Annotated in this window: 27 protein-coding genes and 1 pseudogene; 14 read left to right on the forward strand and 14 right to left on the reverse strand. The window is 70.4% G+C overall.

The window, feature by feature from the left end:
• Positions 1–15 precede the first annotated feature (15 nt).
• Positions 16–846, reverse strand: coding sequence for a UbiA family prenyltransferase (locus tag ABCU91_RS01530; protein ID WP_406923248.1), 831 nt, complete (start codon positions 844–846; stop codon positions 16–18).
• Positions 847–1,011: 165 nt separating this feature from the next.
• Between ABCU91_RS01530 and ABCU91_RS01535 the strand changes: the two are divergent.
• Both ABCU91_RS01535 and ABCU91_RS01540 read left to right on the forward strand, forming a co-directional pair.
• Positions 1,012–2,327, forward strand: a pseudogene (locus ABCU91_RS01535) (DUF222 domain-containing protein).
• 310 nt (positions 2,328–2,637) lie between these two features.
• Positions 2,638–3,489, forward strand: coding sequence for a hypothetical protein (locus tag ABCU91_RS01540; protein WP_413354513.1), 852 nt, complete (start codon positions 2,638–2,640; stop codon positions 3,487–3,489).
• Here the strand turns inward: ABCU91_RS01540 and ABCU91_RS01545 are convergent.
• Positions 3,464–5,668 (reverse strand): ATP-dependent Clp protease ATP-binding subunit, encoded by a 2,205-nt coding sequence (locus tag ABCU91_RS01545; RefSeq protein ID WP_413354514.1) that lies wholly within the window; start codon positions 5,666–5,668, stop codon positions 3,464–3,466. The genes ABCU91_RS01540 and ABCU91_RS01545 overlap by 26 nt on opposite strands.
• A 52-nt stretch (positions 5,669–5,720) precedes the next feature.
• On the reverse strand, positions 5,721–6,689 hold the full coding sequence (locus ABCU91_RS01550; RefSeq protein WP_413354515.1) for a GlxA family transcriptional regulator: 969 nt from the start codon (positions 6,687–6,689) through the stop codon (positions 5,721–5,723).
• 112 nt (positions 6,690–6,801) lie between these two features.
• On the opposite strand from ABCU91_RS01550, the gene ABCU91_RS01555 reads away from it, so the two are divergent.
• Entirely contained in the window at positions 6,802–6,936 is a 135-nt protein-coding gene (locus ABCU91_RS01555; protein WP_406923243.1) for a hypothetical protein, read from the forward strand.
• Positions 6,937–6,995: 59 nt separating this feature from the next.
• Positions 6,996–7,376 (forward strand): hypothetical protein, encoded by a 381-nt coding sequence (locus tag ABCU91_RS01560; RefSeq protein ID WP_406923242.1) that lies wholly within the window; start codon positions 6,996–6,998, stop codon positions 7,374–7,376.
• 72 nt (positions 7,377–7,448) lie between these two features.
• On the opposite strand, the gene ABCU91_RS01565 is transcribed toward ABCU91_RS01560, so the two are convergent.
• Positions 7,449–8,543: a glycosyltransferase family 4 protein gene (locus ABCU91_RS01565; RefSeq protein WP_413354516.1), complete on the reverse strand. Its 1,095-nt coding sequence runs from the start codon at positions 8,541–8,543 to the stop codon at positions 7,449–7,451.
• Position 8,544: 1 nt separating this feature from the next.
• The gene (locus ABCU91_RS01570) at positions 8,545–9,744 is read right to left on the reverse strand and encodes a glycosyltransferase (RefSeq protein WP_413354517.1); all 1,200 of its coding nucleotides are present in this window, start codon (positions 9,742–9,744) and stop codon (positions 8,545–8,547) included.
• Between the two features lie 179 nt (positions 9,745–9,923).
• Between ABCU91_RS01570 and ABCU91_RS01575 the strand changes: the two genes are divergently transcribed.
• Entirely contained in the window at positions 9,924–10,514 is a 591-nt protein-coding gene (locus tag ABCU91_RS01575; RefSeq protein WP_091357325.1) for a hypothetical protein, read from the forward strand.
• A gap of 108 nt (positions 10,515–10,622) precedes the next feature.
• Here the strand turns inward: ABCU91_RS01575 and ABCU91_RS01580 are convergent, their stop codons facing one another.
• From ABCU91_RS01580 to dnaK, 5 genes are all read right to left on the reverse strand, one after another.
• The gene (locus ABCU91_RS01580) at positions 10,623–11,480 is read right to left on the reverse strand and encodes a DUF559 domain-containing protein (protein WP_413354518.1); all 858 of its coding nucleotides are present in this window, start codon (positions 11,478–11,480) and stop codon (positions 10,623–10,625) included.
• 203 nt (positions 11,481–11,683) lie between these two features.
• Entirely contained in the window at positions 11,684–12,124 is a 441-nt protein-coding gene (locus ABCU91_RS01585) for a heat shock protein transcriptional repressor HspR (RefSeq protein WP_413354519.1), read from the reverse strand.
• A gap of 10 nt (positions 12,125–12,134) precedes the next feature.
• Complete coding sequence (locus ABCU91_RS01590; RefSeq protein ID WP_091357334.1) at positions 12,135–13,118, reverse strand: DnaJ C-terminal domain-containing protein; 984 nt, start codon at positions 13,116–13,118, stop codon at positions 12,135–12,137.
• A 12-nt stretch (positions 13,119–13,130) separates the two neighbouring features.
• Positions 13,131–13,721, reverse strand: a complete 591-nt coding sequence (locus ABCU91_RS01595) for a nucleotide exchange factor GrpE (protein WP_091357337.1) — start codon at positions 13,719–13,721, stop codon at positions 13,131–13,133.
• 2 nt (positions 13,722–13,723) lie between these two features.
• On the reverse strand, positions 13,724–15,586 hold the full coding sequence (gene dnaK, locus ABCU91_RS01600; RefSeq protein WP_413354520.1) for a molecular chaperone DnaK: 1,863 nt from the start codon (positions 15,584–15,586) through the stop codon (positions 13,724–13,726).
• 178 nt (positions 15,587–15,764) lie between these two features.
• Between dnaK and ABCU91_RS01605 the strand changes: the two genes are divergently transcribed.
• Positions 15,765–16,316 carry a GNAT family N-acetyltransferase gene (locus ABCU91_RS01605; protein ID WP_413354521.1) on the forward strand — a complete coding sequence of 184 codons (552 nt, stop codon included), beginning with the start codon at positions 15,765–15,767 and terminating at the stop codon, positions 16,314–16,316.
• A gap of 9 nt (positions 16,317–16,325) precedes the next feature.
• Here the strand turns inward: ABCU91_RS01605 and ABCU91_RS01610 are convergent, their stop codons facing one another.
• From ABCU91_RS01610 to ABCU91_RS01625, 4 genes are all read right to left on the reverse strand, one after another.
• Entirely contained in the window at positions 16,326–17,282 is a 957-nt protein-coding gene (locus tag ABCU91_RS01610) for a DUF2510 domain-containing protein (RefSeq protein ID WP_413354522.1), read from the reverse strand.
• 80 nt (positions 17,283–17,362) lie between these two features.
• Positions 17,363–17,722: a hypothetical protein gene (locus tag ABCU91_RS01615; protein WP_406923232.1), complete on the reverse strand. Its 360-nt coding sequence runs from the start codon at positions 17,720–17,722 to the stop codon at positions 17,363–17,365.
• Between the two features lie 95 nt (positions 17,723–17,817).
• Positions 17,818–18,225, reverse strand: coding sequence for a roadblock/LC7 domain-containing protein (locus tag ABCU91_RS01620; RefSeq protein ID WP_413354524.1), 408 nt, complete (start codon positions 18,223–18,225; stop codon positions 17,818–17,820).
• 18 nt (positions 18,226–18,243) lie between these two features.
• Positions 18,244–18,822 (reverse strand): GTP-binding protein, encoded by a 579-nt coding sequence (locus ABCU91_RS01625; protein WP_307463324.1) that lies wholly within the window; start codon positions 18,820–18,822, stop codon positions 18,244–18,246.
• 405 nt (positions 18,823–19,227) lie between these two features.
• Here ABCU91_RS01625 and ABCU91_RS01630 point away from each other — a divergent pair, with 405 nt between their 5' ends.
• The 8 genes from ABCU91_RS01630 to ABCU91_RS01665 all read left to right on the forward strand — a co-directional run bounded on the left by ABCU91_RS01630 (position 19,228) and on the right by ABCU91_RS01665 (position 25,779).
• Positions 19,228–19,641 carry a type II secretion system protein gene (locus ABCU91_RS01630; RefSeq protein WP_413354525.1) on the forward strand — a complete coding sequence of 138 codons (414 nt, stop codon included), beginning with the start codon at positions 19,228–19,230 and terminating at the stop codon, positions 19,639–19,641.
• Between the two features lie 94 nt (positions 19,642–19,735).
• Positions 19,736–20,179 (forward strand): type IV pilus modification PilV family protein, encoded by a 444-nt coding sequence (locus ABCU91_RS01635; RefSeq protein ID WP_413354526.1) that lies wholly within the window; start codon positions 19,736–19,738, stop codon positions 20,177–20,179.
• Positions 20,176–20,805, forward strand: coding sequence for a type II secretion system protein J (locus ABCU91_RS01640; protein ID WP_413354527.1), 630 nt, complete (start codon positions 20,176–20,178; stop codon positions 20,803–20,805). The genes ABCU91_RS01635 and ABCU91_RS01640 overlap by 4 nt, the downstream gene beginning before the upstream one ends.
• Complete coding sequence (locus tag ABCU91_RS01645; protein WP_413354528.1) at positions 20,802–22,394, forward strand: type IV pilus modification PilV family protein; 1,593 nt, start codon at positions 20,802–20,804, stop codon at positions 22,392–22,394. Before ABCU91_RS01640 ends, ABCU91_RS01645 begins: the two co-directional genes overlap by 4 nt.
• A complete protein-coding gene (locus ABCU91_RS01650) occupies positions 22,391–23,329 on the forward strand; it encodes a prepilin peptidase (RefSeq protein WP_413354529.1) in 939 nt (312 codons plus the stop codon). The genes ABCU91_RS01645 and ABCU91_RS01650 overlap by 4 nt, the downstream gene beginning before the upstream one ends.
• A gap of 28 nt (positions 23,330–23,357) precedes the next feature.
• Positions 23,358–24,455, forward strand: a complete 1,098-nt coding sequence (gene pilM, locus ABCU91_RS01655) for a type IV pilus biogenesis protein PilM (RefSeq protein ID WP_413354530.1) — start codon at positions 23,358–23,360, stop codon at positions 24,453–24,455.
• Positions 24,452–25,108 carry a hypothetical protein gene (locus ABCU91_RS01660; protein WP_413354531.1) on the forward strand — a complete coding sequence of 219 codons (657 nt, stop codon included), beginning with the start codon at positions 24,452–24,454 and terminating at the stop codon, positions 25,106–25,108. Before pilM ends, ABCU91_RS01660 begins: the two co-directional genes overlap by 4 nt.
• A gap of 2 nt (positions 25,109–25,110) precedes the next feature.
• On the forward strand, positions 25,111–25,779 hold the full coding sequence (locus tag ABCU91_RS01665) for a hypothetical protein (protein WP_413354532.1): 669 nt from the start codon (positions 25,111–25,113) through the stop codon (positions 25,777–25,779).
• The last annotated feature ends 39 nt before the right edge of the window (positions 25,780–25,818 follow it).

The following is a 25,818-nucleotide window of genomic DNA, read 5'->3' on the forward strand; positions in this document are numbered from 1 at the left end:
GCGACAGCGCGCGGGTCATGCCGTGCCGGAGGCCACCACGAGTTGGAGGGCGAGGACGAGGGCGGCACCCATCACGAGGCGGAATCCCGTGCGATCGGCGCCGCGCCGCCGCATCCGGATCATGACGGCCCCGGCGATCACGATCACGGCCACCGCGAAGAGAGCCATCACGACCGGAGCGGCGCCCTCGATCAGACTGCCGACGAGGACGGCGATCGCGGCGAGGACGATTCCGGCGACCGCCAGGACGACGGATGCCGCGGGTCCGATCCGATGCGGGAGCCCACGGACCCCCGTGCGCCGGTCATCCTCGAGATCGGGCAGCACGTTCGTGAGGTGCACCGCCGCGCCGAGCATCGCGCCGGCGAACGACGCCCAGACGGCTGCCGGCTGCGGGACCGGCGCGGAGAGGGTCGCGAGTGAGGGGAAGATCCCGAAGCTGACGAGGAAAGGAACGAGCGAGAAGGGGGTCGCCTTCAGGCCCGCGTTGTAGCTCCACGCGAAGGCCAGGGCGATGACGTGAGCGATGAGCATGGCCCAGCCGAGGACCGCGGACAGGATGAGGGCCACACCGAGCGCGATGAGCGCTGCGATCCACGCCGTGCGGACCCGGGTATCGCCCCGGACGAGCGGCTTGTCGGCCCGCCCGACGGTCGCGTCGCGGAAGAGGTCGATCGCGTCGTTCGACAGGCCGACGAAGATCTGACCCGCGAACACCGCGACGACGAGGACGACGATCCGCCACGGCTCCAACCCGGCGGCGACGCCGAGAGCGAGAGAAAGGACCGTGACGACGAGCGAGGGACCCGGGTGAGTGGCACCCCACAGGGCCCGAACGGTTCGCATGCTCGATCTTTTCACGCCTGAGACAGGGCGCGGCCGAGGGCCGCTCAGGTCCCGCGTCGGCCATGCGGACAGGTGAGACGTTTCTCATTTTCGGGGTTGTTCATAAGGGGTGTTCTCGGCGGTTTTCGGGATCTGAATGTCGGAGGTTGCTGCGAGAGTGCAGGTATGACGGAAGCAGCGGAAACCCCCGATGGTGAGGCGTATCTCGCCGCCGTCGCGGGGATCGTTGCGGACGTCGAGGACATCGGTGTCGAGTTCGCTCGGGTGAAGATTCGTGAGCTGCGCGTCCTGGCAGCCGCGGGGCGGTTGGCGGACGAGCAGGGCGCACCTCGGAACGCGAGAGTCCAGGTGCACGACATGGTGCTGCGGTCGATCTCCGCCGAGGTCGCCGGGGTGATGCGGCTCACCGACCGGGCGGTGCAACGTCGGATCGGTGAAGCACGGACGATCATCGAAGGATTCCCCGCCACGGTCGCCGCGTGGGAGTCCGGGCGGATCGTGCAGGGGCACGTAAAAGCGATCGTCGACGCCGGGCTGAACCTCCCCGCGGAGATGTGGGCGGAGTTCGAAGTAGTCGCGATCGAACGGTGCGAAGGTCAGACGCCGAACCGAGTCCGGGCGAGTTGGAGGTCCTCGCGCACCGGATGCACCCGCGATCGTTCGCGGAAAGGCACGAGGAAGCCGCGGCCGGTCGGTGCGTGCGGCTGATGCCGGGGCGGGATGGGATGAGCGACCTGATCGCCACTTTGCCCACCGTGATCGCGGAGGGGATCCACGACAGGCTGACGCAGCAGGCACGGGCGATCATCGACACCCGCGATGAGCGATCGGCCGATTCAGAGGTCGTCGCGACCGATGCACGCTCGACGGATCAGGTCCGGGCGGACGTGTTCGCCGACCTGCTCCTCGCGGGTACCCCGGCGCTCGACGACACGCGTGACACGGCCGCTGGCCCGCTCGGCGCGATCCGCGCTCGCGTGCAGGTACTCGTGCCCGCGGCAACCTTGACCGGGGAGGACGACGGGCCGTGCGACCTGACCGGTCGCTCGCCGATCGACCCCGCTACCGCCCGCACGCTCGCTGGATCGACGCACATCTGGGAGCGACTGTTCCACGACCCGACGACCAGGGTGACCGTCGCGACCGATTCGTACCGGGTGCCGTCGGGGATGCGCCGGTTCTTGCAAGCCAGGGATCAGCACTGCCGGTTCCCCGGATGCCGGGTCGCCGCGATCCGGTGCGAAGTCGATCACACGCATGATCACGCGCTCGGCGGTCGGACCGAACTGTCGAACCTCGCCCACCTGTGTCAGAGGCATCATTCGATGAAGCAATTCACCGCCTGGAAAGTCCGACAACTCCAGGGTGGTGTCCTGGAATGGACCTCACCCCTCGGCAGGACCTACAGAGGAGACGCACCCACCCCGGCCGTCGCCTTCACCCCTGCCGCCAGCCCACCCGGAGACCCGGCACCCTTCTGAGTGCGACTGAACCGCACCGACATCGCACCCCGCCACCGGAAGAGCTCGATGCCCGGCGATGTCTGAGCGTGTCGATACCGTCGCGCACATGACGCCACCAGGAGCCCCGACCACCTCCGCACCCCGGTCGGCCGCGTGGACGGTGTGGATCGCATGGCCGGTTCTTTCCCTATCCCTCAGCATCGGCATCGGCGTACTGACAGGTGCGTTCATGACCCCGGATGACCCTGTTGGCTCCTTCGTAGAAGGCCTGAGAGGAGTGGGGCACTGGGCCACACCCGCTCTCGACGTCGGTTTCGAGACACTCGGCGTGACTGCGACGCTCGTCGTCGCGATCGGCGCCGTCACCCGCTTCTCCGGTGATTGGTCGGGGCTGACGCACGGGGCCAAGCGGATCCTTCGCCCCGTGACCACGGCACCCATCGCGCTCCTCGCCCTCATGGGAGGGTTCGTCATCCCCGTGGCCGTTGCCCGCCCTGGCGACACATCCGCTCTTCTCGCCTTCTGGGTCCTCTCCGGGGCGGTCGTGACGGCGGGGTTGGGTGTCTTCGAGGTCGAATCGCGACAAGACCATCTCGTCCGCAGAGAACGGGAGTACGACAAGGCGCTCCTCTTGCCACGTCGCCTGAGGTCCGCGGCACCGACGCGCGGACGCTACGTCCTCGCGCTTCTCTCGTCGTGGCTGGTTCTGCCCGGTGCGTGGATCGCCTGGTGCGGCTTGCTCACCGTCTCTTGGCGGGGAGGTGGAGCTTTCTTCTGGTCGATCTCCGCACTGTGCCTGAGTCTCGCGCTCACCCGAATCGGCTGGATATCCCTGCAAGATCGCACCGCCCCCCGGCCCACGAAGGCATTCGGATACAGCGTGGCTGGTGCAGGCGTCCTACTCTCAGCGATCGTCGGCCTGGTGTTCACCGTCGAGGGACCGCTCCTGATCGGCATCCCGTTCGTCGTCCTCGCGACGGCGAGTGCCGTCATGGTGAGCCCCCGAGCCGCGGCGAGGATCTGGCCCTATTCGGCGGTCATGAGCTGGCATACGTCCAGATCCTTCGCCGCCCTGGAACAGGAGGTGACGCCCGCCCCACAGGCTGCCGAGCCTGCGCGCCGCAGCGCGCCCTGGGCCCGCTGGATCGCCCGGGTCAGTCGAGCAGCTCCGCCTCGATGACGTCGTCGCTCGATTCCTCCGGTGGCGTCGGACCGCTGCTCGTCAGCACCAGCTGCGAACCGTCGACCGCGACATCCACCCGCACCACGTCGCCGTCGTGCACGCCGCCGGACAGCAGTGCCATCGCCAGCCGGTCCTGGATCTCGGACTGAATCAGCCGACGAAGCGGCCGCGCCCCGAACAGCGGATCGTAGCCGCGCTCGGCGAGCCACGCGCGTGCATCCGGCGTCACTGCGAGCGTCAGGCGGCGGTCGCGCAACCGGCGCTGCAGCGCATCGACCGCCAACTCCACGATCTGCGCGAGGTCCGACTCGGTCAGTGGCGTGAACATCACGACGTCGTCGAGACGGTTCAGGAACTCCGGCCGGAACGCCTGCCGCACCATCGCCATGACCTGCTCGCGTTTGCGCTCATCCGTCAGCGTCGGATCGATGAGCACCGGCGAACCGATGTTGCTCGTCAGGATCAGGATCGTGTTCGTGAAATCGACCGTCCGTCCCTGACCGTCGGTCAACCGGCCGTCGTCGAGCACCTGCAGCAGCACGTCGAACACCTCGGGGTGCGCCTTCTCGACCTCGTCCAGCAGCACCACCGAGTACGGCCGACGCCGCACGGCCTCGGTCAGCTGACCGCCCTGCTCGTAGCCCACGTACCCCGGAGGAGCACCCACGAGCCGCGCGACGGCGTGCTTCTCGCCGTACTCGCTCATGTCGATGCGCACCATCGCGCGCTCGTCGTCGAACAAGAACTCCGCGAGCGCCTTCGCGAGCTCGGTCTTGCCGACACCCGTCGGGCCCAGGAACAGGAACGACCCGGTCGGCCGGTTCGGGTCGCTGATCCCCGCGCGCGACCGGCGCACCGCATCCGCCACCGTCTTCACGGCGGGCTTCTGCCCGATCAACCGCTTCCCGAGCTCCGACTCGAGGTGCACGAGTCGGGCGCTCTCGCTCTGCAGCAGACGACCGACCGGGATGCCGGTCCACGCCGCGATCACCGCGGCGATGTCCTCGTCGGTCACCTGCTCGTTGACCATGCGCTCCTCAGCGGGATTCGCTTCTGCCCGCTCGGCGTCCGCGATCTCTTCCTGCAAACGCTTGATGGTCTCGTATTCGAGTTTGGAGGCGCGGGCGTAGTCGGCCTCGCGCAGCGCACGATCACGCTCGGTGATCGCATCGTCGTACTGCTTCTTCAGGTCGCCGACGCGATTCAGCCCCGCCCGCTCCCGCTCCCAGCGCGCCTCGAGCAGGGCGAGCTCGGCCTGAGCGGCATCCATCTGGTCCCGCAGCTTCGCGCGACGCTCCTTGGACGCATCGTCCTTCTCCTTCTTCAGCGCGAAGTCCTCGAGTCGCATGCGCTCGACCTGGCGCCGCAGTTCGTCGATCTCGACGGGACTGGAGTCGATCTCCATCTTCAGTCGGCTCATCGCCTCGTCGATGAGGTCGATGGCCTTGTCGGGCAGTTGCCGACCGGGGATGTAACGGTCGCCCATCGCGGCGGCGGCAACGAGAGCACCGTCGTTGATCGTCACCCCGTGGTGCGCTTCGTACCGACCCTTCAGGCCGCGCAGGATCGCGATCGTGTCCTCGACGCTCGGCTCGCCGACATACACCTGCTGGAAGCGCCGCTCCAGAGCGGCATCCTTCTCGATGAACTCGCGGTACTCGTCGAGCGTCGTCGCACCGATCAGGCGCAGCTCGCCGCGCGCGAGCATGGGCTTCAGCATGTTGGATGCCGCGACCGAGCCCTCGCCGCCGCCGGCACCCATGAGGGTGTGCAGCTCGTCGATGAAGGTGATCACGCGACCCTCGGACTCGGTGATCTCCTTGAGGACGCTCTTCAGCCGCTCCTCGAACTGCCCGCGGTACATCGCGCCGGCCACGAGCGCGGAGATGTCGAGCGCGATGAGCTCCTTGCCCTTCAATGACTCGGCGACATCGCCCGCGACGATGCGCTGCGCGAGCCCTTCGACCACCGCGGTCTTGCCGACGCCGGGCTCACCGATGAGAACCGGATTGTTCTTCGTGCGCCGCGTGAGCACCTGACTGACACGGCGGATCTCACCGTCGCGACCGATGACGGGGTCGAGCTTGCCCTGCCGCGCACGGTCGGTGAGGTTGATGCCGAACTGCTCGAGGGCGCTGCCCTGCTCCCCCTGGCCGGGGGCCGGTTGTGCGTTCATCATCTGCTCCTGAAGAATCGAGCGAAACTTGAGTCTGTCTGGCTCAACTTTATCACGACGCCATATCGGCGGCGCAGGCGAAGCGGGACCGATACGCCGTCGGGGTCGTTCCCAGCACCCGCGAGAAGTTCTGCCGCAGCACCGCCGCCGAACCGAACCCGCACTCGTACGCGATCGCGTCGAGACCGAGGTCGGTCTGCTCGAGCAGACGCTGCGCGTGCAGGATCCTCTGCCGGCCGAGCCACGCACCCGGAGTCGTGCCGTAGTCAGCCTTGAACCGCCGCGCGAACGTCCGCGGCGACATGTGCGCCTTCGCCGCCAGTTGATCAACGGACAGGTCCCGCCGCAGGTTCTCGAGCATCCAGTCCGTCACGGGCGTGAGCGACAGCGACGTCGACACGGGCAGCGGTGCCGCGATGAATTGCGCCTGCCCGCCGTCCCGCTGCGGCGGCACGACCATCCGGCGCGCGATCGTGTTAGCCGCCTCGGCACCCAGCTCGATCCGCAGCAGGTGGAGGCACGCGTCGAGTCCCGCCGCCGTTCCCGCGCTCGTGATGATCCGATCGGACTGCACGTACAGCACGTTCGGGTCGACCTCGATGTCGGGGTACATGCTCGCCATCGTCTCGGCGTACCGCCAGTGCGTCGTCGCGCGTCGACCGGATAGGACTCCGGATGCCGCGACCGCGAACGCCCCGCTGCACACCGTCAGCACCCAGGCCCCCCGCTCGACCGCCCGGCGGATGACGTCGATCACGCGCGGGTCGACGTTCGCCCACGCCTCGCGCGGAATCGGCGTGATGACGACGACATCCGCCTCGTCGGCGAATGCCAGACCCTCCGCGACGTTGATCGAGAACGCCAGGTTGCTCGGAACCGCACCGGGGTCGGGCGCCACGATGCGGAAGTCGAAGTTCGGGATGCCGTCGTCGCTGCGATCCAGCCCGAACGCCTCACAGGCGAGCCCGAACTCGAACGGGGCGAAGCCGGGCTGCACGACGCAGGCGACGGTGCGGATCATGGCGACCTCCGGGAGACGTGAACCAGCGCGGAACACACGCTGGCAGGATTCCTACGAACGGTGACGATGCGGCCACTCGTGGCAGGATGAGGCCAAGCATAGCGTTCCTGCCATGACTGCCGCACTCCTCCTCATCCTGCTTCTGCTCGTCGTCACCGCCGGCGCCGTGATCGGCGCGCTCCGCCTCGTCGTCGTCGACGGATACCGCCATGAACCCTGCCGCACCGACCGCCCCCGGTGCCCCTGACGCCCCTTCCCCCTCGTCGGCGCGCCGCCCTAGAATCGGGGCCGCGCGAGAGGACCCCCATGACCGAGCCCGTTCCGCCGTACACGCCGCAGCCCTACCCCTACCGGCCTTCGACCGCCGCCCCGTCCGCCAGGAACCTGGCCCTCGTCGCACTGATCGTCGCCGCGGTGCCGGTCCTCCTGCAGGGCGTGTGGCCGGGTATCCAGATCCAGCTGTACCGCGCGATCTACGACCCCGCCGCGATCGGACTGGTAAACGCCGTCTTCTCCCTGTTCATGTCAGCCGTCTCGGTCGCCGCCCTGGTCATGGGCATCATCGCGGCGCGGCGGGATGCCGGGGCTCGACTCCTGGGCGGCATCGCGATCGGCATCGCCGGATCGACCCTTGTCGGCATCGGCCTCAGCCTCGCGTCCTCGACGATCGGCGGCCGATTCTTCTAACCGTCGGCGAACACCGCGACCTACGTCGACAACCGCAACAACGCGGGCGGAGCCGGCGGCGTCTGACCCGGCTCAGCGCCGCGTGAGGTCCATCGCCGCCGCCAGCAGGATCTGTGCCGACCGGGCCCAGTCGAACGAGCGGATGTGGGCGGTCCCTGCCTCGACCAGAGCCTCCCGCATTCCCGGTTCGTCGAGCGAACTCACCGCGTCGGCCACAGCCGTCGGATCGAGCGGGTCGACGTACAGCGCGCCGTCGCCGGCGACCTCGCGGAAGATCTCCATGTCGGTCACGACGGCGGGCACCCCGAGTTCGAGAGCCTCCGCGACCGGCAGGCCGTAGCCCTCATCGAGACTCGTCGTCACGAGAGCGGCGTCATCGGCCAGGAGCGCCGCGTACGCGGCATCCGTCACCCCGTCGTGGAAGACGACCGACGCCCCCGCTGCCAGGGACGTCAGGTCGGCGCGCCGCTCGGGCGAGATGCGCGACAGCAGGTGCAGGGTGTGGTCGGGCAGCTGCCGCATCGCGGTGACGAGCGTCTCGACGTTCTTGTACGGCATGAACGAGCCCATGTAGACGAGGTTCCGCACCGGACCCGCGCCGATCGCGGTGCCTTCGGGCAGCAGCTCGGCGAGGCGCTGGGGCGCGTTGGGGATGACGACGACCGGGCGTTTCGTCAGGCGCACGCGCGCGAACTGCCGAGCGCTCGTCTCGCTGACCGTCGCGACGAGGTCGGCCGCGTTCAGCGTCCACCGCTGCGGCCAGTACGACAGGTGGAACAGCCGCCATCCGAGACGCACGTACCAGGGCAGTGCGCGCGGCGGCGTCCGGTGCCGGTAGTAGATCGTGTCGTGCAGCGTCAGGATGAGGCGGAACCGACGTCCCGCCGAGCCGATCGTCTGCATCGGCGAGAACAGCACGTCGGGTCGGTGCCGGTTCAGCAGTAGCGACGAGAACGGCTCCTTCACCGACGTGGGTGCGTGAGTCTTCAGGGTGATCGCATCGGCCGGGAGAAAGGCCCGCTGCCGCTCGTCGTGGATCAGGTAGGTGACCTCGGTCCGGTGGGCGGACGCGGCATCCGACACCGCCTGCGCGAGCTCGGCCGAGTAGCGACTGATGCCGTCGTGGAAGTCCGTGCGGATGTAGCGCGCGTCGAAGAACAGCCGCATGTCAGCCGTCGAGCGGTTCGCCGCGGTACAGCTTCTCGAACGTGTCGAGGGTCCGCTCGATGTCGTGGATCTCCACACCGTCGAGCGAGGCCTGCTGCATCCGCGAGTACTCGGCCTGGTCGGCGGTGAGCACGGTGCGGATCTTCTCGGCGAGCTCGTCCGCGTTGCCCGGCTCGAACAGGTAACCGTTCTCGCCGTCGTGCACGAGGTGCGGCAGCGCGACGGCGTTCGCGGCGATGACCGGCAGACCCGAGGCCATGGCCTCCATCGTCGCGATCGACTGCAGCTCGGCGACCGACGCGATGACGAAGACGTCGGCGCGGGTGTAGGCCGCGCGGAGCTCCTCCTCCGACACCCGACCGCGGAACGTGACCCGGTCGGTGAGGCCGAGGCGCTGCGTGGCCTGCTCGAGATTCTTGCGCTGGTCCCCGCCGCCGACGATCTCGAACTCGAGGTTCAGGTCGGTCAGCTTCGCGATCGCCTCGAGCGTGACCTCGACGTGCTTCTCGGTCGTGAGTCGTCCGACGAACAGCACCCGGCGCCGGTTCTCGCGCGGCTCGAGGTTCGGCGTGTAGTTGCTCTTGCGGATGCCGCAGCTGATCGGGACGACCCCATGGATGTCGATCGTGTTCTCGAGGAACTCCGCCGCCTTGCGGGTGGGCGTCGTCACCGCACGCGACATTGCGAACGTACGCGCCGCGTCGTCCCACGCGAGCTTGAGGAAGATGTCGTACAGGAACTTCGGCAGCAACGTGAAGTCGAGGATGTTGTCGGCCATGATGTGGTTCGTCGCCACGACCGGGATGCCGCGCTGGTTCGCGATACGGGTGAGCGCGCGCCCGATCACGATGTGCGACTGACTGTGGACGACGTCGACGTCGATCTCGTCGAGGAGCCGGCGCGAGTAGTGCTTGCCCATCCACGGCAGGACGAAGCGCAGCCAGTCGTGCGGGTGCCACCGCCATCCCGGCAGGCGGTGGACGGTGAGCGGCTGCCCCTCGATGTCCTCGGTGAACACGCCGTGGTTGCGGTGGCCGACGCTGGGTGTCACGACGTGCACGTGGTGGCCGCGCTCGGCGAGGCCGGCGGCGAGGCGCTCGGTGAAGCGCGCTCCTCCGTTGACGTCGGGCGCGAACGTGTCGGCCGCGATCATGATGGTGAGGGGGCGGCGCTCGGGAGCGGGGCTGTCCGGGGGCGTCATGGTCACGGGGTACGGGCCAATCTGTGCGTCGGAGGCGAGGGGGCTCTCGCCGGTGGGGCGCAGGGATGTGCGGGGCGCCGGGGCTCGATTCTAGCCCGCGAGCCGTTTCGGGCCCGCTGGGAGGTCGGCGCGCCCCGGGCTCAGGACCGTCGAAGGCGGCCCCCCCTACGCTTGTCGGCATGACCCGCATCTCCGCCCAGGCCGACCCCGCGCAGTGGGTTCCGATCACCGGCTCGTTCGGGTTCCGCGGACGCCGCGCCCGCAAGAAGGCGATCGGGATGCTGCTCGCCCAGGCGAACGCCGCCTTCGGTCGCGAGCAGCCCGGCAGCAAGGTCGCCGCGTGGGCGATGAGCCAGGCGATCCCCGCGCTGATGCGCCGCGCCGACGGACGCCTGCTGGCGTGGGTCTGGAAGGACGACCCCGAGCTCCTCGTCGCGATGGCCCAGGTCCAGGAGCTCACGCCGCAGCTGCGGACCATGCGCGCGAGCATGCCGATCGAGTACGACGACACCGTCTCGTTCACCGGTTCCCCCCTGGGCGTGGGCGAGAAGCTCGAGATGCCCCTGCCGCCGAACCCGCGTCAGACGCCGTTCGCCTCGTACACCTGGGACACCGGCACCCACCTCGTGACCCTCACCGCCGTCATCTCCGACCGCGAGCGGTTCGGCACCGTCATCCCGGCCGTCGACGCGCTCGCCCGATCGCTCCGCCTCGTGACCGACCTGACCGTCGGCGAAGGCCCCGGCACCCTCCGCATCGACCCCGCCTGACCCCCGGCATCCGCTCGCTGTCCCGTCGCCGTCGCCCGTCCCGTCGCCGAGCCGACGCGATAGGCACTCACGCTCGCGGGATGACAGCCGTTCGCGTCGGGTCGAGGCTCACGGGCGCCAGCCGCGCTCGATCAGTGCGGCCCGGGTGCGCAACAGGATGCCGCGGCGGGCGGCGCCGCGATGCGAACGGTTCACCCGGATCACGCGCCATCCGGCGGCGGCGAGTGCGTCGAGCCGTTCGACGTCGCGCGCGTACTGACGGTCGTCGAGGCGGTGCTGCTCCCCGTCGTACTCGAGCAGGACCTGCGTCGCCGCGTGGACCAGGTCGCCGTAGGCCAGGAACCGGCCGCGTGCATCCATGATGACCTCGTTGACGGTGAACTCGGGGAGCCCGGCGTCCGCGGCATCGAGGCGCAGCAGTGTCTCGGCGACGGAATCCGTCCGCGCACGCGCCCGTTCGAGCGCTCGTCGCAGCCGTCTGACGTGACGCATTCCGGCGCAGGCCACGACTGCTGCCTGCAGCTCCTCGGAGGTGGCGACAGGCTGCTGTCGACGCATCAGCGAATCGGCCGCGACGACGAGCTCACGATCGCCGAGAAGGGATGCCGCCTGGCACCACGCCTCGCTGGGTGGCACGCACGGCAGGCCGGCGACCCGGTGATCGACGGCCGCGCTCGACTCGTGGCCCCGCACCCCCGCGCCGCGGGCGCGGCCGAGGGGGCGCGCGGCGGAGACGTCGACGCTCTCGCGAAAGCGATCCGGGATCCATGCCCCGACGAGCGCGAGCGCGGTGGCATGTGAGAAGTGCTCGCCGGGACCCAGCTTCGGCGCGTAGGCGCAGGCCCGGGCCACGGCATCCGTCGCCTCCGACCGGGAGCGGACGCCCCGGAAGGGACGCGACAGATCGCGCCCCCGCAGGCGACCGACGGTGACACCTGCGCCCCTCGCGTCGGCGATAACGAACACAGGCGGAAGCTGCGGTGGCAGCGGTGTCGAAGGTCTCATCCCCCCGACACTCGCCTCCTCGACGCGCCTCACGCCCCCGGCATCCGCCCCTCGTGCACAACTCGCCGCGCGCGCACCCTCGGGAGGAACCTCCAGCCGACGCGAACGGTCGTCACCGGGCGGCCTTCAGCGCAGTCGGCGTCGGCTCGGCGTCGCGAAAAGCGTCAGTCGTCGGAGGGGGACGGATGCGGGCGGTAGAGGACCACGTCGGTCGCGCGGCGGACGCGGGTGCCCTGGCGGAGCGTGACGACCGAGCCGGTCGCGCCGGCGGCGAACACGCGAGCACCGCGTCGGGCGGCGACCTCGTCGCGCAGGCGACCCTGCAGTCCCGAGACCTCGCGGCGCAGCATCCGCACCTGGTTCTCGAGGTCGATGATGCGCGAGATGGCCGGCAGGCTCACGCCGTCGGCCGACATCTGCGCCACCTCGCGCAGCTGCGCAACGTGCCTGAGGGAGTACCGGCGCGACCCACCACGGGTGCGCGCCGGTACCACGAGTCCCAGCCGGTCGTATTGACGCAGCGTCTGCGGGTGCATGCCGGCGAGCTCAGCGGCCACCGCGATCGCCAGGATCGGGGCGTCTTCGTCGACCTGCTCGTTCGCCATGCGTCTCACCTCACTCGCGCGCCTTGGCCATCAGGTCGGCGCGGGGGTTCTCCTTGGGTTCCAGCTCGTGGAAGCGCTCCAGCGCTTCGCGCGCGGCCGCATCGAGGTGCGTGGGGACGGCGACCTGGACCTCGGCGAGCAGGTCGCCGGTGCCCTTCGCCGTCTGCACCCCGCGGCCCTTCACGCGCAGCACGCGCCCCGACGGCGTCCCCGGCGCGACGCGCAGCTTGACGCTGTCGCCGCCGAGCGTCGGGACCTCGATGGTCGCACCCAGCGCCGCCTCGGTGAACGTGACGGGAACATGGATGCGGAGGTTCAGCCCCTCCCGCGTGAAGACGGGATGCGGGCGCACGCCGACCGTGAGGACGATGTCGCCCGCCTCCCCGCCGTCCGGCGAGGGACGACCGCGACCGCGGAGCTTGATCTTCTGCCCGTCTGAAACACCCGCGGGGATCTTCACCTTGATGGGCTTGCCGTCGTCGCCCTGGAGCGTGATGGTGTCGCCCTTCACAGCCGTCGTGAAGTCGAGCGTCGTGCGGGCGGTGACGTCGGCCCCGCGCTGCGGACCGCCGAAGCCGCGGAAGCCGCCGCTGGACTGCCCGAAGCGACCGGAGCCGAAGCGTCCGCCGCTCTGCTGCCCGAACATCGCGAAGAGGTCGTCGAAGTCGGCCTGCTGGCCGCCCGCACCACCCGGCTGGAACCGGCTGAACACGTCCTCGAACCCGCCGCTCGCCCCGGGCTGGAAGCGAGCGCTTCCCGACCCCATGGCGCGCAGCTGGTCGTACTCGGCGCGCTGCTCCTTGTCGGAGAGCACCGAGTACGCCTCGCTGACCTCTTTGAACTTCGCCTCGGCGGCGGGGTCCCCCGCGTTCGAGTCGGGGTGATAGGTGCGCGCCAGCTTGCGGTACGTCTTCTTCAGGTCGGCGTCGGAGACGTCCTTCGACACCCCGAGCACCTTGTAGAAGTCCTTGTCGAACCAATCCTGACTGGCCATCAGCGCGCCCCCTTACTCGGCCGGAACGGCGACCACGACCTTCGCCGGACGCAGCTCGAGGTCACCGAGGCGGTAACCGACCTCGACGACCTCGAGGATCGTCGGCTCGGTCGTGCCGGGTGTGGGCGCCTGGAAGATCGCCTCGTGCTGCTGCGGGTCGAACGCGTCGCCCGCAGCGCCGTAGCGCTCCACTCCCAGGCGGGCCACGACGGCCCGCATCTTCTCGGCGATCGCGGCCAGCGCGCTGCCCTCGGCGAGGTCGCCGTGCTTCTCGGCACGGTCGAGGTCGTCGAGCACGGGGAGCATCCCCTTGGCGACGGCGCCCTTGGCGCGCGCGAGCTCCACCTCGCGCTGCTCCTCGGTGCGGCGACGGTAATTGGCGTACTCCGCCTGCACGCGCTTGAGGTCGAGGAGCAGGTCGTGCTCCTCCTCCGGCGCGTCCGCGACGGCGGCCTCGTCGGACTGGGCCGCGCCGAGGATGTCGTCGACCGTGAGCGCTTCGGGCTCCGTGTCGGCATCCTCGGCGGGCCGGGCCGACTCCTCGGCCGGGGTCGCGGCGACGTCGTCGCCCTCGTCCGGCTTCTCGAAGTCCTTGTCCGCCATGCTTACTTCTTCTCGTCCTCGTCGTCGACGACCTCGGCGTCCACGACGTCCTCATCGGAGGATGCCGCCTGCTCGCCGGCCGGAGCGTCGGTCGGTGCCTGCGCGGCGTCGGCCTGGCTCGCGGCGTAGATCGCCTCGCCGATCTTGGTCTGCGACGCGTTGAGCTTGTCGTAGGCGTCCTTGACGGTGTCGTCGTTGTCGCCCGCGAGCGCCGTCTTGAGCGCGTCGACGTCGGCCTGGACCTCGGTCTTCACGTCCTCGGGCAGCTTGTCGGCGTTCTCGGTGAGGAGCTTCTCGATCGAGTACGAGAGCGTCTCGGCCTGGTTGCGGACCTCGGCGGCCTCGCGGCGCTTCTTGTCCTCGGCGGCGTGCTCCTCGGCCTCGCGCACCATGCGCTCGATGTCGTCCTTCGGCAGCGACGAGCCGCCGGTGATCGTCATCGACTGCTCCTTGCCGGTGCCCTTGTCCTTCGCCGACACGTGGACGATGCCGTTCGCGTCGATGTCGAACGTGACCTCGATCTGCGGGATGCCGCGGGGTGCCGGCGCGATGCCGGTGAGCTCGAACGTGCCGAGCGGCTTGTTGTCGCGGGTGAAGTCGCGCTCGCCCTGGAAGACCTGGATGGCGACCGACGGCTGGTTGTCGTCGGCGGTCGTGAAGGTCTCGCTGCGCTTGGTCGGGATGGCCGTGTTGCGCTCGATGAGCTTGGTCATGATGCCGCCCTTGGTCTCGATGCCGAGGCTCAGGGGGGTGACATCGATGAGCAGCACGTCCTTGCGCTCACCCTTGAGGACACCGGCCTGCAGGGCGGCGCCGACGGCGACGACCTCGTCCGGGTTGACGCCCTTGTTGGGCTCCTTGCCGGCTTCCTTCTTCACGAGCTCGCTCACGGCGGGCATACGCGTCGATCCGCCGACGAGCACGACGTGGTCGATGTCGGCGACCTTGATGCCGGCTTCGCGGATGACGTCCTCGAAGGGCTTCTTGGTGCGGTCGAGCAGGTCCTTGGTCAGGTCCTCGAACTTCGCACGGCTCAGCGTCTCGGACAGCGAGACGGGGCCGGACTCGGTCAGCGAGAGGTAGGGCAGGTTGATCGAGGCCGACTGCGAGCTCGAGAGCTCCTTCTTGGCCTGCTCGGCTGCTTCCTTCAGACGCTGCAGAGCGATCTTGTCGCTCGAGACGTCGACGCCGCTCGTGTCCTTGAACTGCTTGATCAGGTACTCGACGATGCGCTGGTCCCAGTCGTCGCCGCCGAGGCGGTTGTCACCGGCGGTCGAACGCACCTGGATGGTCGAGAAGTCGTCGTCCTTGCCCACCTCGAGGAGGGAGACGTCGAAGGTTCCACCACCGAGGTCGAAGACGAGGATGAGCTCGTCCTCCTTGCCCTTGTCGAGGCCGTAGGCGAGGGCGGCCGCGGTGGGCTCGTTGATGATGCGGAGCACGTTGAGGCCCGCGATCTCACCGGCCTCCTTCGTGGCCTGACGCTCGGCGTCGTTGAAGTAGGCGGGGACGGTGATGACGGCATCCGTCACCGTGTCGCCCAAGTACTGCTCGGCGTCGCGCTTGAGCTTCTGGAGGATGCGGGCCGAGATCTCCTGCGGCGTGTAGTTCTTGCCGTCGATCGCCTGGGTCTTCCAGTTGGTGCCCATGTGGCGCTTGACGGAGGTCAGGGTGCGGTCGACGTTGGTGACGGCCTGGCGCTTGGCGGTCTCGCCGACGAGCACCTCGCCGTCCTTCGTGAACGCGACGACCGAGGGGGTCGTGCGAAGACCCTCGGCGTTGGCGATGACCTTCGGCTCGCCACCTTCGAGGACGGCGACGACCGAGTTGGTCGTTCCGAGGTCGATTCCCACTGCACGTGCCATGTGATTCTCCTTCGTGTGGCGTTTGCGTAGATCTGAAGTCTTTCCGCGGTCCTGGCCACAACCTGAGCCGCGATGACTCAAGGCTACTCCGACACCTCGCGAGCGTCAAACCAACTTGAGCCGACTCATATCAAGTTTGCAGGCTCGGGCGCCGTTCGCCCACGGTTAGCGTGGACGGATGCCGATCCGCCTGACCCCGCTCGATCCCACCGGCGCCGACCGCGAGGCGCTGATTTCGTTCATGACGTCGCAGTCGTTCCCGTTCCACGTGCGGACCGATCCCACGGCGGAGCAGATCGCCGAGGCGATCGACGACGGCGCGTACGCCGACGAGGATCACGCGTCGTTCTGGATCGACTCCGACGAGCACGGCCGTATCGGCTTCTTCCGGCTCGAAGACCTCAGCGACGACGCCCCGCTGTTCGATCTGCGGCTCGGCGCCGCCCACCGCGGCCGCGGGCTCGCGGCGGACGTCCTGCGGGCGGCGACCGACCACGTCTTCACGACGATGCCCGAGGTCAACCGATTCGAAGGGCAGACCCGGGAGGACAACATCGCGATGCGGCGGGTGTTCGTCCGCTGCGGCTGGGTGCAGGAGGCCTACTACCGCGAGGGCTGGCCCGCGGACGACGGGCGACTCCTGGCATCCGTCGCCTACAGCGTCCTGCGCCGCGACTGGCGCGACGGCACCGTCACGCCCGTGGTCTGGGACGTTCCCGGCGTCGACTGAGCGTCGGGCTCAGCGCCCGCCGAAGAACTTGGCGAGTCGTCCGAGCAGTCCGCCACCGGCGGGCTTCGGCTTCGCGACGAAGACCGAACGCCCCTCGGCCGCGCTCACGCGCAGCAGCCCCATGAGGCTGAAGGTCGTCAGCAGGCGCCGCGCCTCGCGGGCATCGAGATCGGCGACGCGCGAGAACTCGTCCTCGGTGAGCGCCGCCTGACCGAGCAGCGAGATCGCGCGCAGGTGATGCGGCTGATGCGGCAGCGTGGTCAGGTTCGGCCAGCGGTGCAGGCGGTAGCGGTCGCCCGCCCGCATCCAGGGTGCAGCGGATGCCTCGAACGACGCGTGAGCGACGGCCCACAGCAGCGGGTCGAGGTCGCGCCCGGGCTCGGCGGCCAGGTGCGCCTCGCGGTCGACGTCGAGGATCGTCATCGAGGTGACGCGGCCCGGCACGTCGGCGAGCGGGTGGTCCCACCAGTACGCGTGCTGCGCGACGTCGAGCACGAGGGGCGGCAGGTCTCCCGCGCGCACCTCGATGAGGTCGTTCTCGCCGGCTTCGATCGCGGTCTTCAGGCGCAGGGCCAGGCGCGACCAGTCGATGTCGTCGGCGACGCCCTCGGGCATGGCGCCGAGCCCGGCGGCGGCCTCTTCGAGGGTCGTCGCGCGTCGGACGGGTGAGTCGGGGAGGGATGCCGGCCACGGCCCGCGGGTCGGCCCGCCGATCGTGGGCGTCGCGGGCTCCGCGGGGTAGGGCGCGGCGGCGGCGGGCTGCTCGACCACGGACGCCGCGGCCGGTGCCGAGACGTGCACCTCGCGCTGCACGCCCGCACGTGCGGCGGGGTCGACGGCCGTCGGAGTCCCGGCATCCGTGTCGGAGGTGTAGCCGGTCCAGCCGGAGCCGTCCCACCAGCGGTAGGCGGCGATCCCCAGTGGGTCTGGGCGCCATTCGGCCGCGGTCTGCGCGTCAGTGGTCATCTCGTCTCCTCGTATGGGCCGGTGCGACGGGTCAGGCGATGCGGCGGCGGACCCGGTGCAGGATCCGCCGCCGCGGTCGATCACAGCTCGAGCTGCTTCTCGACCTCGCGGGTCGACAGACGGGCGAGGGCGAGGTTCCCGCGCGCCTTGTCGAGGGCGATGTAGATGAAGACCTCCGGCGCCACAGCCAGCGGACGGATGATGTGGTACTGCGACGACAGCGTGATGAGGATGTCGTCGATCGTCTCGTTGAGGCCGAGGGCGGAGATCGTCTTGAGCTTGGCGCGGACGACCTCGGTGTTGCCGGCGGCGGCGAGCTCGAGGTCGAGGCCGGTGCCGAGGGTGCCGAGGGCCATGCCCGAGCCGGAGTCGACCAGTGCGACGCCGATGGCGCCGTCGATGGTCATGAGCTTCGCGAGGGAGTCGTGGATGTTTGCCATGTCGTGTCCTTTGTCAGATGGCGTTCGGGTGGTCTGTCGGCGTTCCCGCCGGGTGGCGCCCGCCGTGCGGCGCGGGGTGAGCCGGAGCGGCGGCTTCACCCGAGACGGGGCAGGCTGCGGCCGAGATCGGATGCCGCGCGCCGGGCGAGGGCGAGGGCGTGGCCGAGGGTCTCGCCCGAGCCGAAGAGCGCGGCGAGCACGAGGGTCGTGCCCTCGACGCGCACCTGCACGACGTGGCCGGCGTCGCTGAAGACGAGCACGGACGAGGCGCCGCCGAGGCGGAGCTCACGCACGGCCGCCTCGCCGAGGGCCTGCAGCGAGCTCGCGATGCTGGCGAATCGCCCGCCGTTCTGCGCGACGGCGCCGTGCTGCGAGGCGACCTCGAAGCCGTCGTCGGTGAGCACGCTCGCGTAGGTGAGGGAGGTGCTGTGGGCGGCGAAGGCGCCGAGGACGTCTGTCGCAAGTGCGATGATGTCGGCGTCCTGGTGCAGGGCGGTGCTCATGGGGGGCGTCCTCGCGTCTCAGGCGGCGGTCTCGGAGGCGTCGCTCGTGGCGGACGCGATGATCTCGGCTGCTTCGACGCTCGCGACGAGGGTCAGCAGCAGGGTGCGCATGTGGTCGGTGCTGCGCGGGTCGGCCGTGAAGACCGGGATGGTGCGATCGGGATGCCACTGCGCCAGCGCGTCGGCGTAGGCGCCGAGGTCGGGCGTGGGCGCGACGTCGCTGCGGGTGACCCCGATGACGACGGCGCCGCCGGCGACGAGCGCCTCGAACTCGCCGAGGTATTCGATGGCCTTGGCGATGGGGTCGGGCAGGTCGTTGTTGACGAGCAGCAGCAGGCCCTTGGCCCGCTCGGCGAGCACCGTCCACATGAAGTCGAACCGCTTCTGACCGGGGGCGCCGTAGAGCCGCACCTTCTCGTCGGGTCCGAGCGTGAGCTCGCCGTAGTCCAGGGCGACCGTCGTGGTGTCCTTGTCGGCCTGGGCACGGTCGGTGTTGGCGGCCTCGGTCGAGACGACGTCGATCTCGCTCAGGCTGCGGATGGCCGTCGTCTTACCGGCGCCCATCGGCCCGGCGAACAGGATGACGTGTTCCGCCACGCGCGCTCTCTCCCTCGGTCGGTGCGACCGGACGCGGCTGATCGGATCACGCGATGGACGCGTGAGCGATCGGATGCGAGCCCCAGCTCGCGGTCCCCCGTCGGCGATTCGGGGTCCCTCCCCCGCACCGAGACCCGAGCTTAGGGGGACGGATCGACTCGCCGAGGGCCGTTCCGGGCCCCACGCCGGGGACTGAGGAAAGGCTGAGCAACGACTGAGCGCCCGACACCCCTTTTCGCCCCTTCGCCTGGGCATAGTGGGATGCGCGGGGGCCCTGCCCTGGGGAGCCCGTGACCGCACTGGGGTGGTCGACTGGGGAGTCTCCGGGTGAGCGCCGCATCGGCGTGCCCTGCTGTCCGCGTCGCCTCGCGTCCCAACTCATTGGACCAGCAAGGAGATCTGCACATGCGTGCATCGCTGAAGAACTACATGGCCGCCTGCAACCGTCGCAAGGAGGAGACCGGCGAGTCCGGCTTCTCGCTCATCGAGCTCATCGTCGTCGTCGTGATCCTCGGCATCCTCGCCGCGATCGCCGTTCCGGTGTTCACCGGTCTGCAGGCGCAGGCTGAGACCAGCGCCGTCAAGACGGTCGCCGCCAACGGCGCCACCCAGGTCGCTGCCCAGATCGCGAAGTCGACCACGCCTGTCCAGGCGAGCGCTATCAGCTTCGGCAACCTCAACCAGGACGGAGTCTCGGTCACGCTGAAGACGCCGGCTTCGGGCGCCCTCGATATCGGCAACTACTGCGTCGAGGCAGTCAAGGGCGACACCAAGGCGACGTCCGGTCCTGGCTGCACTGCAGCTCCCGCTGCTGGCTAAGCACCCGCACCACCTCGCCGGGTCGGCTGAGCGCGCTGCTCGCCGGCCCGGCATCCCCGTTCCAGCCACCACCCCGCGACCGAAGGACGACCCGATGTCCCGCGCGCATGAGCCGATCGGCGACGACGACGGTGTGAGCCTCGTCGAGGTCGTCATCGCGATGTTCCTCTTCGCGCTGCTCGCGGTCGCCATCCTCCCCCTCGCCATCCAGGCGCAGGCCCTGAGCTCGACGAACCGCGACGCCGCGAGTGCGAGCGCGTTCGCCTCGGGCCTTCTCGCCGAGGTGCGCGCCGAGTTCCGCGACACCGACCTGCAGACCTGCGCCGAGGTCAGGAACTTCCTCGCCGCGCGCGGCAGCGCGGGCATCGTCACCGATCCCGCGGGCTCGGGTCAGACGGCTCGCCTCACCGCGGACAGCACGTGCCCCGCCGCGAGCGTCAGCGTCGCGACCATCCGCGCGAAGGTCTACTCCTCCCCGGCCGCGACGGGCACGCCGACGGCCACGCTCTCGACGCAGATCGTGGTGACCGGCCCGTGACCCCCGCCTCTTCCGACGACCAGCCCACGGACGACCGGCACGGCGACGACGCCGGGCTCACGCTCGTCGAGCTGCTCGTCTACATGTTCGTCGGGGCACTGTTCCTCGGCATCCTCGGCGCCGTCTTCGTCGGCGCGCTCCGCGCGGACTCCGTCACCCGCGAGCGCGACCTCGCCACCGGCCAGCTGCAGGCGATCTCGACCTCGCTGTCGACGACGGTCCGCTCCGCCTCCGCCGTGCGCGTCGAGACGAGCGGCGGCACGACCGTCGTCCGCGCCGCGCTGCCCGACGACCGCTGCTCGGCATGGGCGTTCACGACGCCCGCCGGGGCGGCCACCGGCATCCGCGAGGTCCGCGTCCGCACCTACACCGCCTTCGCGACCGGCAGCGCACCCGCGCCGGGGGCGTCGTGGGGCGTGCTCGCGCCGCGGGTGCGCCAGGTCGTGACCGCGACCGGAACCGCGCGACCCTTCGTCGCGCTCGCCTCGGCGGACGCACCGCTGACCTGGAACATCGCCGTGCCGCGGCTCGACGCCGCCGCATCATCCGCGCCCGCCGCGTCGATCTCGGGATCCGCCGTGCCGCTGGGCAAGACCGCTGGGGGATCGGGGAAGAAATGCTGGTGAATGCACGTAGACGCCGCTCGGGGGATGAGGGCTCGACGCTCGTGTCGGTACTCGTGATCGTGATGGTGCTGGGGCTCCTCGCGGTGACCCTGGCCGGCGCCGTCGTCGCCACGGCGCAGACCACCGCGGGGGTGCGCGGCAGCCTCGACTCGCAGGCGGCCTCGGATGCCGGCCTCGCTGCGGCCGTGGCCTCGTCGACCGCGACCGGCGCCGACCCGTGCGCCGTGAAACCGGCATCCACCTCGGCGCCGACCTACGCCGTCACCGCCTCGTGCGCGGGCGACGTCGTCACCTTCGTCTCGACGGGCACCGGGTCCGACGGCAGCAGGACCGTGACGAGCGCCAGCTACGAACTGAAGAAGACGACGACCGTCGCGCCCGGGCTCGGCGCCGACATGGTCTTCTTCGGCGACGCGACCTTCACGAGCGAGGTCCGCTCGCACGAGCTCGACGACCGCCTGCTGACGATCATGATGCCCCGCGGCACCTTCGTCTGCCAGAACCACGTGCCGGCGAACATCCTCGCCGGCGGCAACGTGAAGACGAACGGCCAGTGCACGATCGACGGCACCGTGGCCACGGGCGGCTCCATCTCGATGTCCAACGCGAGCGACACCATCAAGGGGAACCTCTACGCGTCGAGCACGGCCACGGCGGGCATCTCGGGCATGATCGGCGGCGACATCCACGTCGGTGGCCCCATCGACTTCGGGTGGAGCGGCTTCACCTACCCCGGCAACGTGTTCGCCGGCGGCAACGTCGACATGACCAGCGTGTCGATCGCGGGCAAGCTGACCCTGCCGCGCGCGTCGACCATCAAGCTCGACGGCCACTTGCAGGTGAAATACCCGACCTCCGCCCACGCGCGCGTCGCGAAGGGCACCGCCGGCGGCCTGCAGTGGCCGACCTCCACCGTCCCGCCCACCGCGCCGACCTTCCAGAGCTGGTTCGACTACAGCTACTCCGCATCCGACTGGCCGGGCTTCACTGTGAAGACCCTCGCGACCTCGGGCGACGGGCCGTGGACCTGCAACCGGTTCAGGGACAACAACCCGTCGACGGGCAACGCGGCGGGCTGGCGCGAGCTGTCGGCGCTCACGACGCCGACCGTCGTCGACGCGCGCCCCTGCGGAACCCTCAGCTCCAACAACGGCTCGAAGCCCGTCGTGACGCTGCAGACCGACATCGCCTTCCTCGCCAACGACTACGACATCACGGCGCTCACGATGAAGGCCGCCACCGGCAAGACCCCGAAGGTCTGGTGGATCGTCGAGGACCGCATCGCCGACGGCACGCCGAGCTGCGTGAGCCCCGCAGGCACCGTCAACATCAACACGACCGTCATGGGCGAGGGCATCTCGGCGATGATCTACACGCCGTGCCGCATCAGCATCACCGGCGGCGGCGAATGGCACGGCACCTTCTACGGCGGCGGGCTGAACCACGGTGGCCTGATGGACTTCTACGGTCGCCCCCTGCTGCTCCCCGGCCAGGGCGGCGGATCGTCGGGCCCCGGCTCGACACCCGGCGGCGGCACGACCACGGTGAGCCTGGGCGGGCTGCTCTCCCGGACGGACGGCGCCGGATGACCGCCCTCCTCGGCCCGGCGACCATCGTCACGCTCGTCGGCGTGATCGCCGGCGGGTTAGGCCTCATCATCGGCTCGTACCTCAACGTCGTCGCCTACCGGGTGCCCGCCGGCATCTCGCTTCTCCGCGAGAGCCGCTGCCCGTCGTGCGACCAACCGGTCCGCTGGTACGAGAACGTGCCCGTGCTGTCGTGGCTGCTCCTGCGCGGCCGGTGCGGATCGTGCCGCTCCGCGATCGGCGCGCGCTACCCGCTCGTCGAACTCGCGACGGGTGCCTCCTTCGCGGCCGTGGCGCTCATCTGGCTGCTCGCGACGGGGCGACCGGGCTCCGGCATCCCGCTCCCCGCCGCACCCTCGCTCGACTCCGTCGGCGCCGCGTTCGCCGCCATCACCGCCGCCGACGGCCTCGCGGGACCCACGCTCGCGCAGGCGCTCGTCCTCGCGGCGTTCCTGTGGTTCGCGGCGGCGGGCATCGTCCTGACGCTGATCGACCTCGACACCCGCCGCCTGCCGCACGCGATCACGACACCCGGCATCCTCGTCACCATCGCTCTGCTCGTCGGCGCCGCCCTGCTCGGCGCCGACGCCTGGGCGCTCGTGCGCGCGGGCATCGGATTCGTCGCGCTGTACCTCTTCTACGGCCTCCTGCGCCTCGTCCGCCCCGACGGCATGGGCGGCGGCGACGTGCGACTGGCCGCCTATGCGGGACTTCTGCTCGGCTGGCTCGGGTGGGGCCCGCTCGTGGTCGGCGCGTTCGCCGCGTTCGTGCTCGGCGGCGTGTACGGCGTCGCTCTCCTGTTCTCTCGGCGGGCGGGTCGCCGCACCGCCATCCCGTTCGGCCCGTGGATCATCCTCGGAGCGTGGGTCGGCATCGTCGCCGGCGACGCGATCGCCGGCGGCTACCTCACACTTCTCGACGGTCGGCTGATGTCATGACCCGTCGCCCAGGCAAGGAGGTCCTCTGATGGCCAAGACACGTGTGGCGCTCGAGATCACCGAAGACAGCGTCCGCGCCGTCGAGGTGACCGACGGGCGCTCCCCCACCCTGCTCGCCGCCGGCGAGGTGATGCTGCCCCCGGGCGCGGCGAGGGACTCCGAGATCGTCGACCGCGACGTCGTCGTGGGTGCGCTCCGCCGACTGTGGACGGATGCCGGGATCAAAGGCCGCAACGTGGTCCTGGGAGTCGGCGGCCGCCGCGTGCTCGTCCGCGAGCACAGCTCGACGCTGCGCGAGACGGCTCTCGTGCGCCAGGCGCTGCCCTTCGACGTGCAGGACCGGCTGCCCGTCCCCGTCGACCAGGCGGTGCTCGACTTCATCCCGACGCACGTCGACGACGAGGGCATGCACGGCCTCATGGTGGCCGCCGTCTCGGAGCAGATGGAGGACCTCGTCTCGGTCCTGGCCGAGGCGGGGCTCACCGCCGACTCGATCGATCTGCTCGCCTTCGGCTACTGCCGTGCCCTCGCGGGGCTCGCCCCGAAGGGCGTCACCGGCATGCTCATCGGCATCGGCGAGCACACGACCCAGGTCGTGATCGCGACCGACGGCGTGCCGCAGTTCGCCCGCGCGATCCCGATCGACGTGCCGCGCGGCGAAGCCCGCGTCGCCGAGGTCGAGGCCGCCCCGACCGAGCTCGAAACCCTCACCGGGTTCCGCGCGGGCGGGGTCGAGGAGGCCGCCGACGGCGCCATCCGTTCGCGCGGCGACCTGCGGCGTGCCCGTACCGCCGTCGCGACGCCGCCGGCGGGCGTGCCCGAGGCGCCGGCCGCCGACGCGATGTCGGCCGACCTGCAGGACGTCCTGATCGATCTCGTCACCCGCCTGCGCGGAACGGTCTCGTTCTACCGGGATCGAACGGATGCCGCGCCCGTCGCCGCGACCTTCATCACGGGCCTGCACACCGACCACCCGCGCCTGCAGGCCGCCCTCGCGCAGGTCGCCGGCACCGAGGTCCGCCGGATCACCGGGGCCGACCTGGTCCGGGTGAAGAACGGGCTGCACCCCGCCGTCGACGAGCGCATCGCGCCCACCGTCGCCCTGCTCCTCGGAGGAACCAAATGAGCACGCTCGTGCGCACCCCCGCCTTCAAGCCGGGGTCCCTCCCCCGCGCCAACCTGCTGCCGCTGTCCGAGACGCGTCGCCGTGAGGTCCGGCGCATCGGGCGGTCGTGGGTCACCATCGGACTCGGCTCGCTCGTGGTCGCGCTCCTGCTCATCGGCGGCGCGTTCGCACTGAACGTGCAAGCGGCCCTCCGGCTCGTCGCCGCGAATTCCGACACCGAGCGCGTCATCGCGGAGATCGCCGAGCTCGCGCCGGTGAGCCAGGCCGTGGCGCAGCGGACCGAACTGTCGGGGCTCGTGACGCAGGCCATGGCCGGCGACATCGCCTGGCGGAAGGCCGTGGGAACGATCGCCGACGCGCTGCCCTCCGGCGTCACGGTCACCGGCTACGCGCTGGCCGCAGGCCAGGTGCCCGGAGACACCGCACCGGAGGAGACCGTCGGCGCGGCCGGCTCGGTCACCGTCGTCAGCGACGAGCCCATCAGCCTGGTCGAGGCGACGCGGGCGCTCCGCGGCGTCGACGCGATCCTCGAGGTGAGCGTGCAGACGCTCGCCGAGGAGGAGGGCCTCTACACCTACACCGTCGAGGTGCAGCTCGACCAGACCATCTACTCGGGCGATTTCGCACCCGAGCAGGCGACCGAGACGGAGTGACGATGACGAAGCAGCTGGTCAACCTCATCGGGGCCGTGGCGTCCCTCGGCATCCTGCTCGCCGGTGCCCTCCTGTTCGCCCTGCCGCAGTTCACGGGTGCGCAGCGGATCACCGCGGATGCCGCATCCGTCGAGCAGTCCAACGCGACTCAGCAGGCCGTGCTCGACGGCCTCGCCGCTCAGGCCGCCGACATGACCGAGCTCGACGCGGAGGTCGCGGAACTGCGCCGGGTGGTCCCGGCATCCGTCCGCGCCGACGACGTCGTCCAGCTCGCCGCCGACGCGGCCTCGGAGCACGACGGCCGCGTCGTGACCGTCACGGTCGGCGAGACGACGGCCTTCGCGGCGCGCACCGTCGATGCGGCCGCGGGTGCTGCCGACGGCACCACCCCGGCCGCCACCGAGACGACGGCCGAGACGACGGGATCGGACGAAGGAGCGGATGCCGCGACTCCCGCCGACCCCGTTGCCGCCCCGGCCGGCGAGGGACCGCAGCAGGTGAGCATCACCGTCAGCATCACGGCACCCGACAGCACGAAGGCGACCGCCGTGATCGACGAACTGCGCAAGGGACCGCGCGCAGTCGCCGTCACGAACGCGGGCATCACGACCGACGACGACGGCACCGTCACCGCCGAGGTCACGCTGCTCGCCTTCTACGTCGCCGGCTGACCACCCGCGGCACGCGAAAAGCCCCGGACCTGCGACGGT

The organism is Microbacterium phoenicis (assembly GCF_047302325.1).
Taxonomy (GTDB): domain Bacteria; phylum Actinomycetota; class Actinomycetes; order Actinomycetales; family Microbacteriaceae; genus Microbacterium.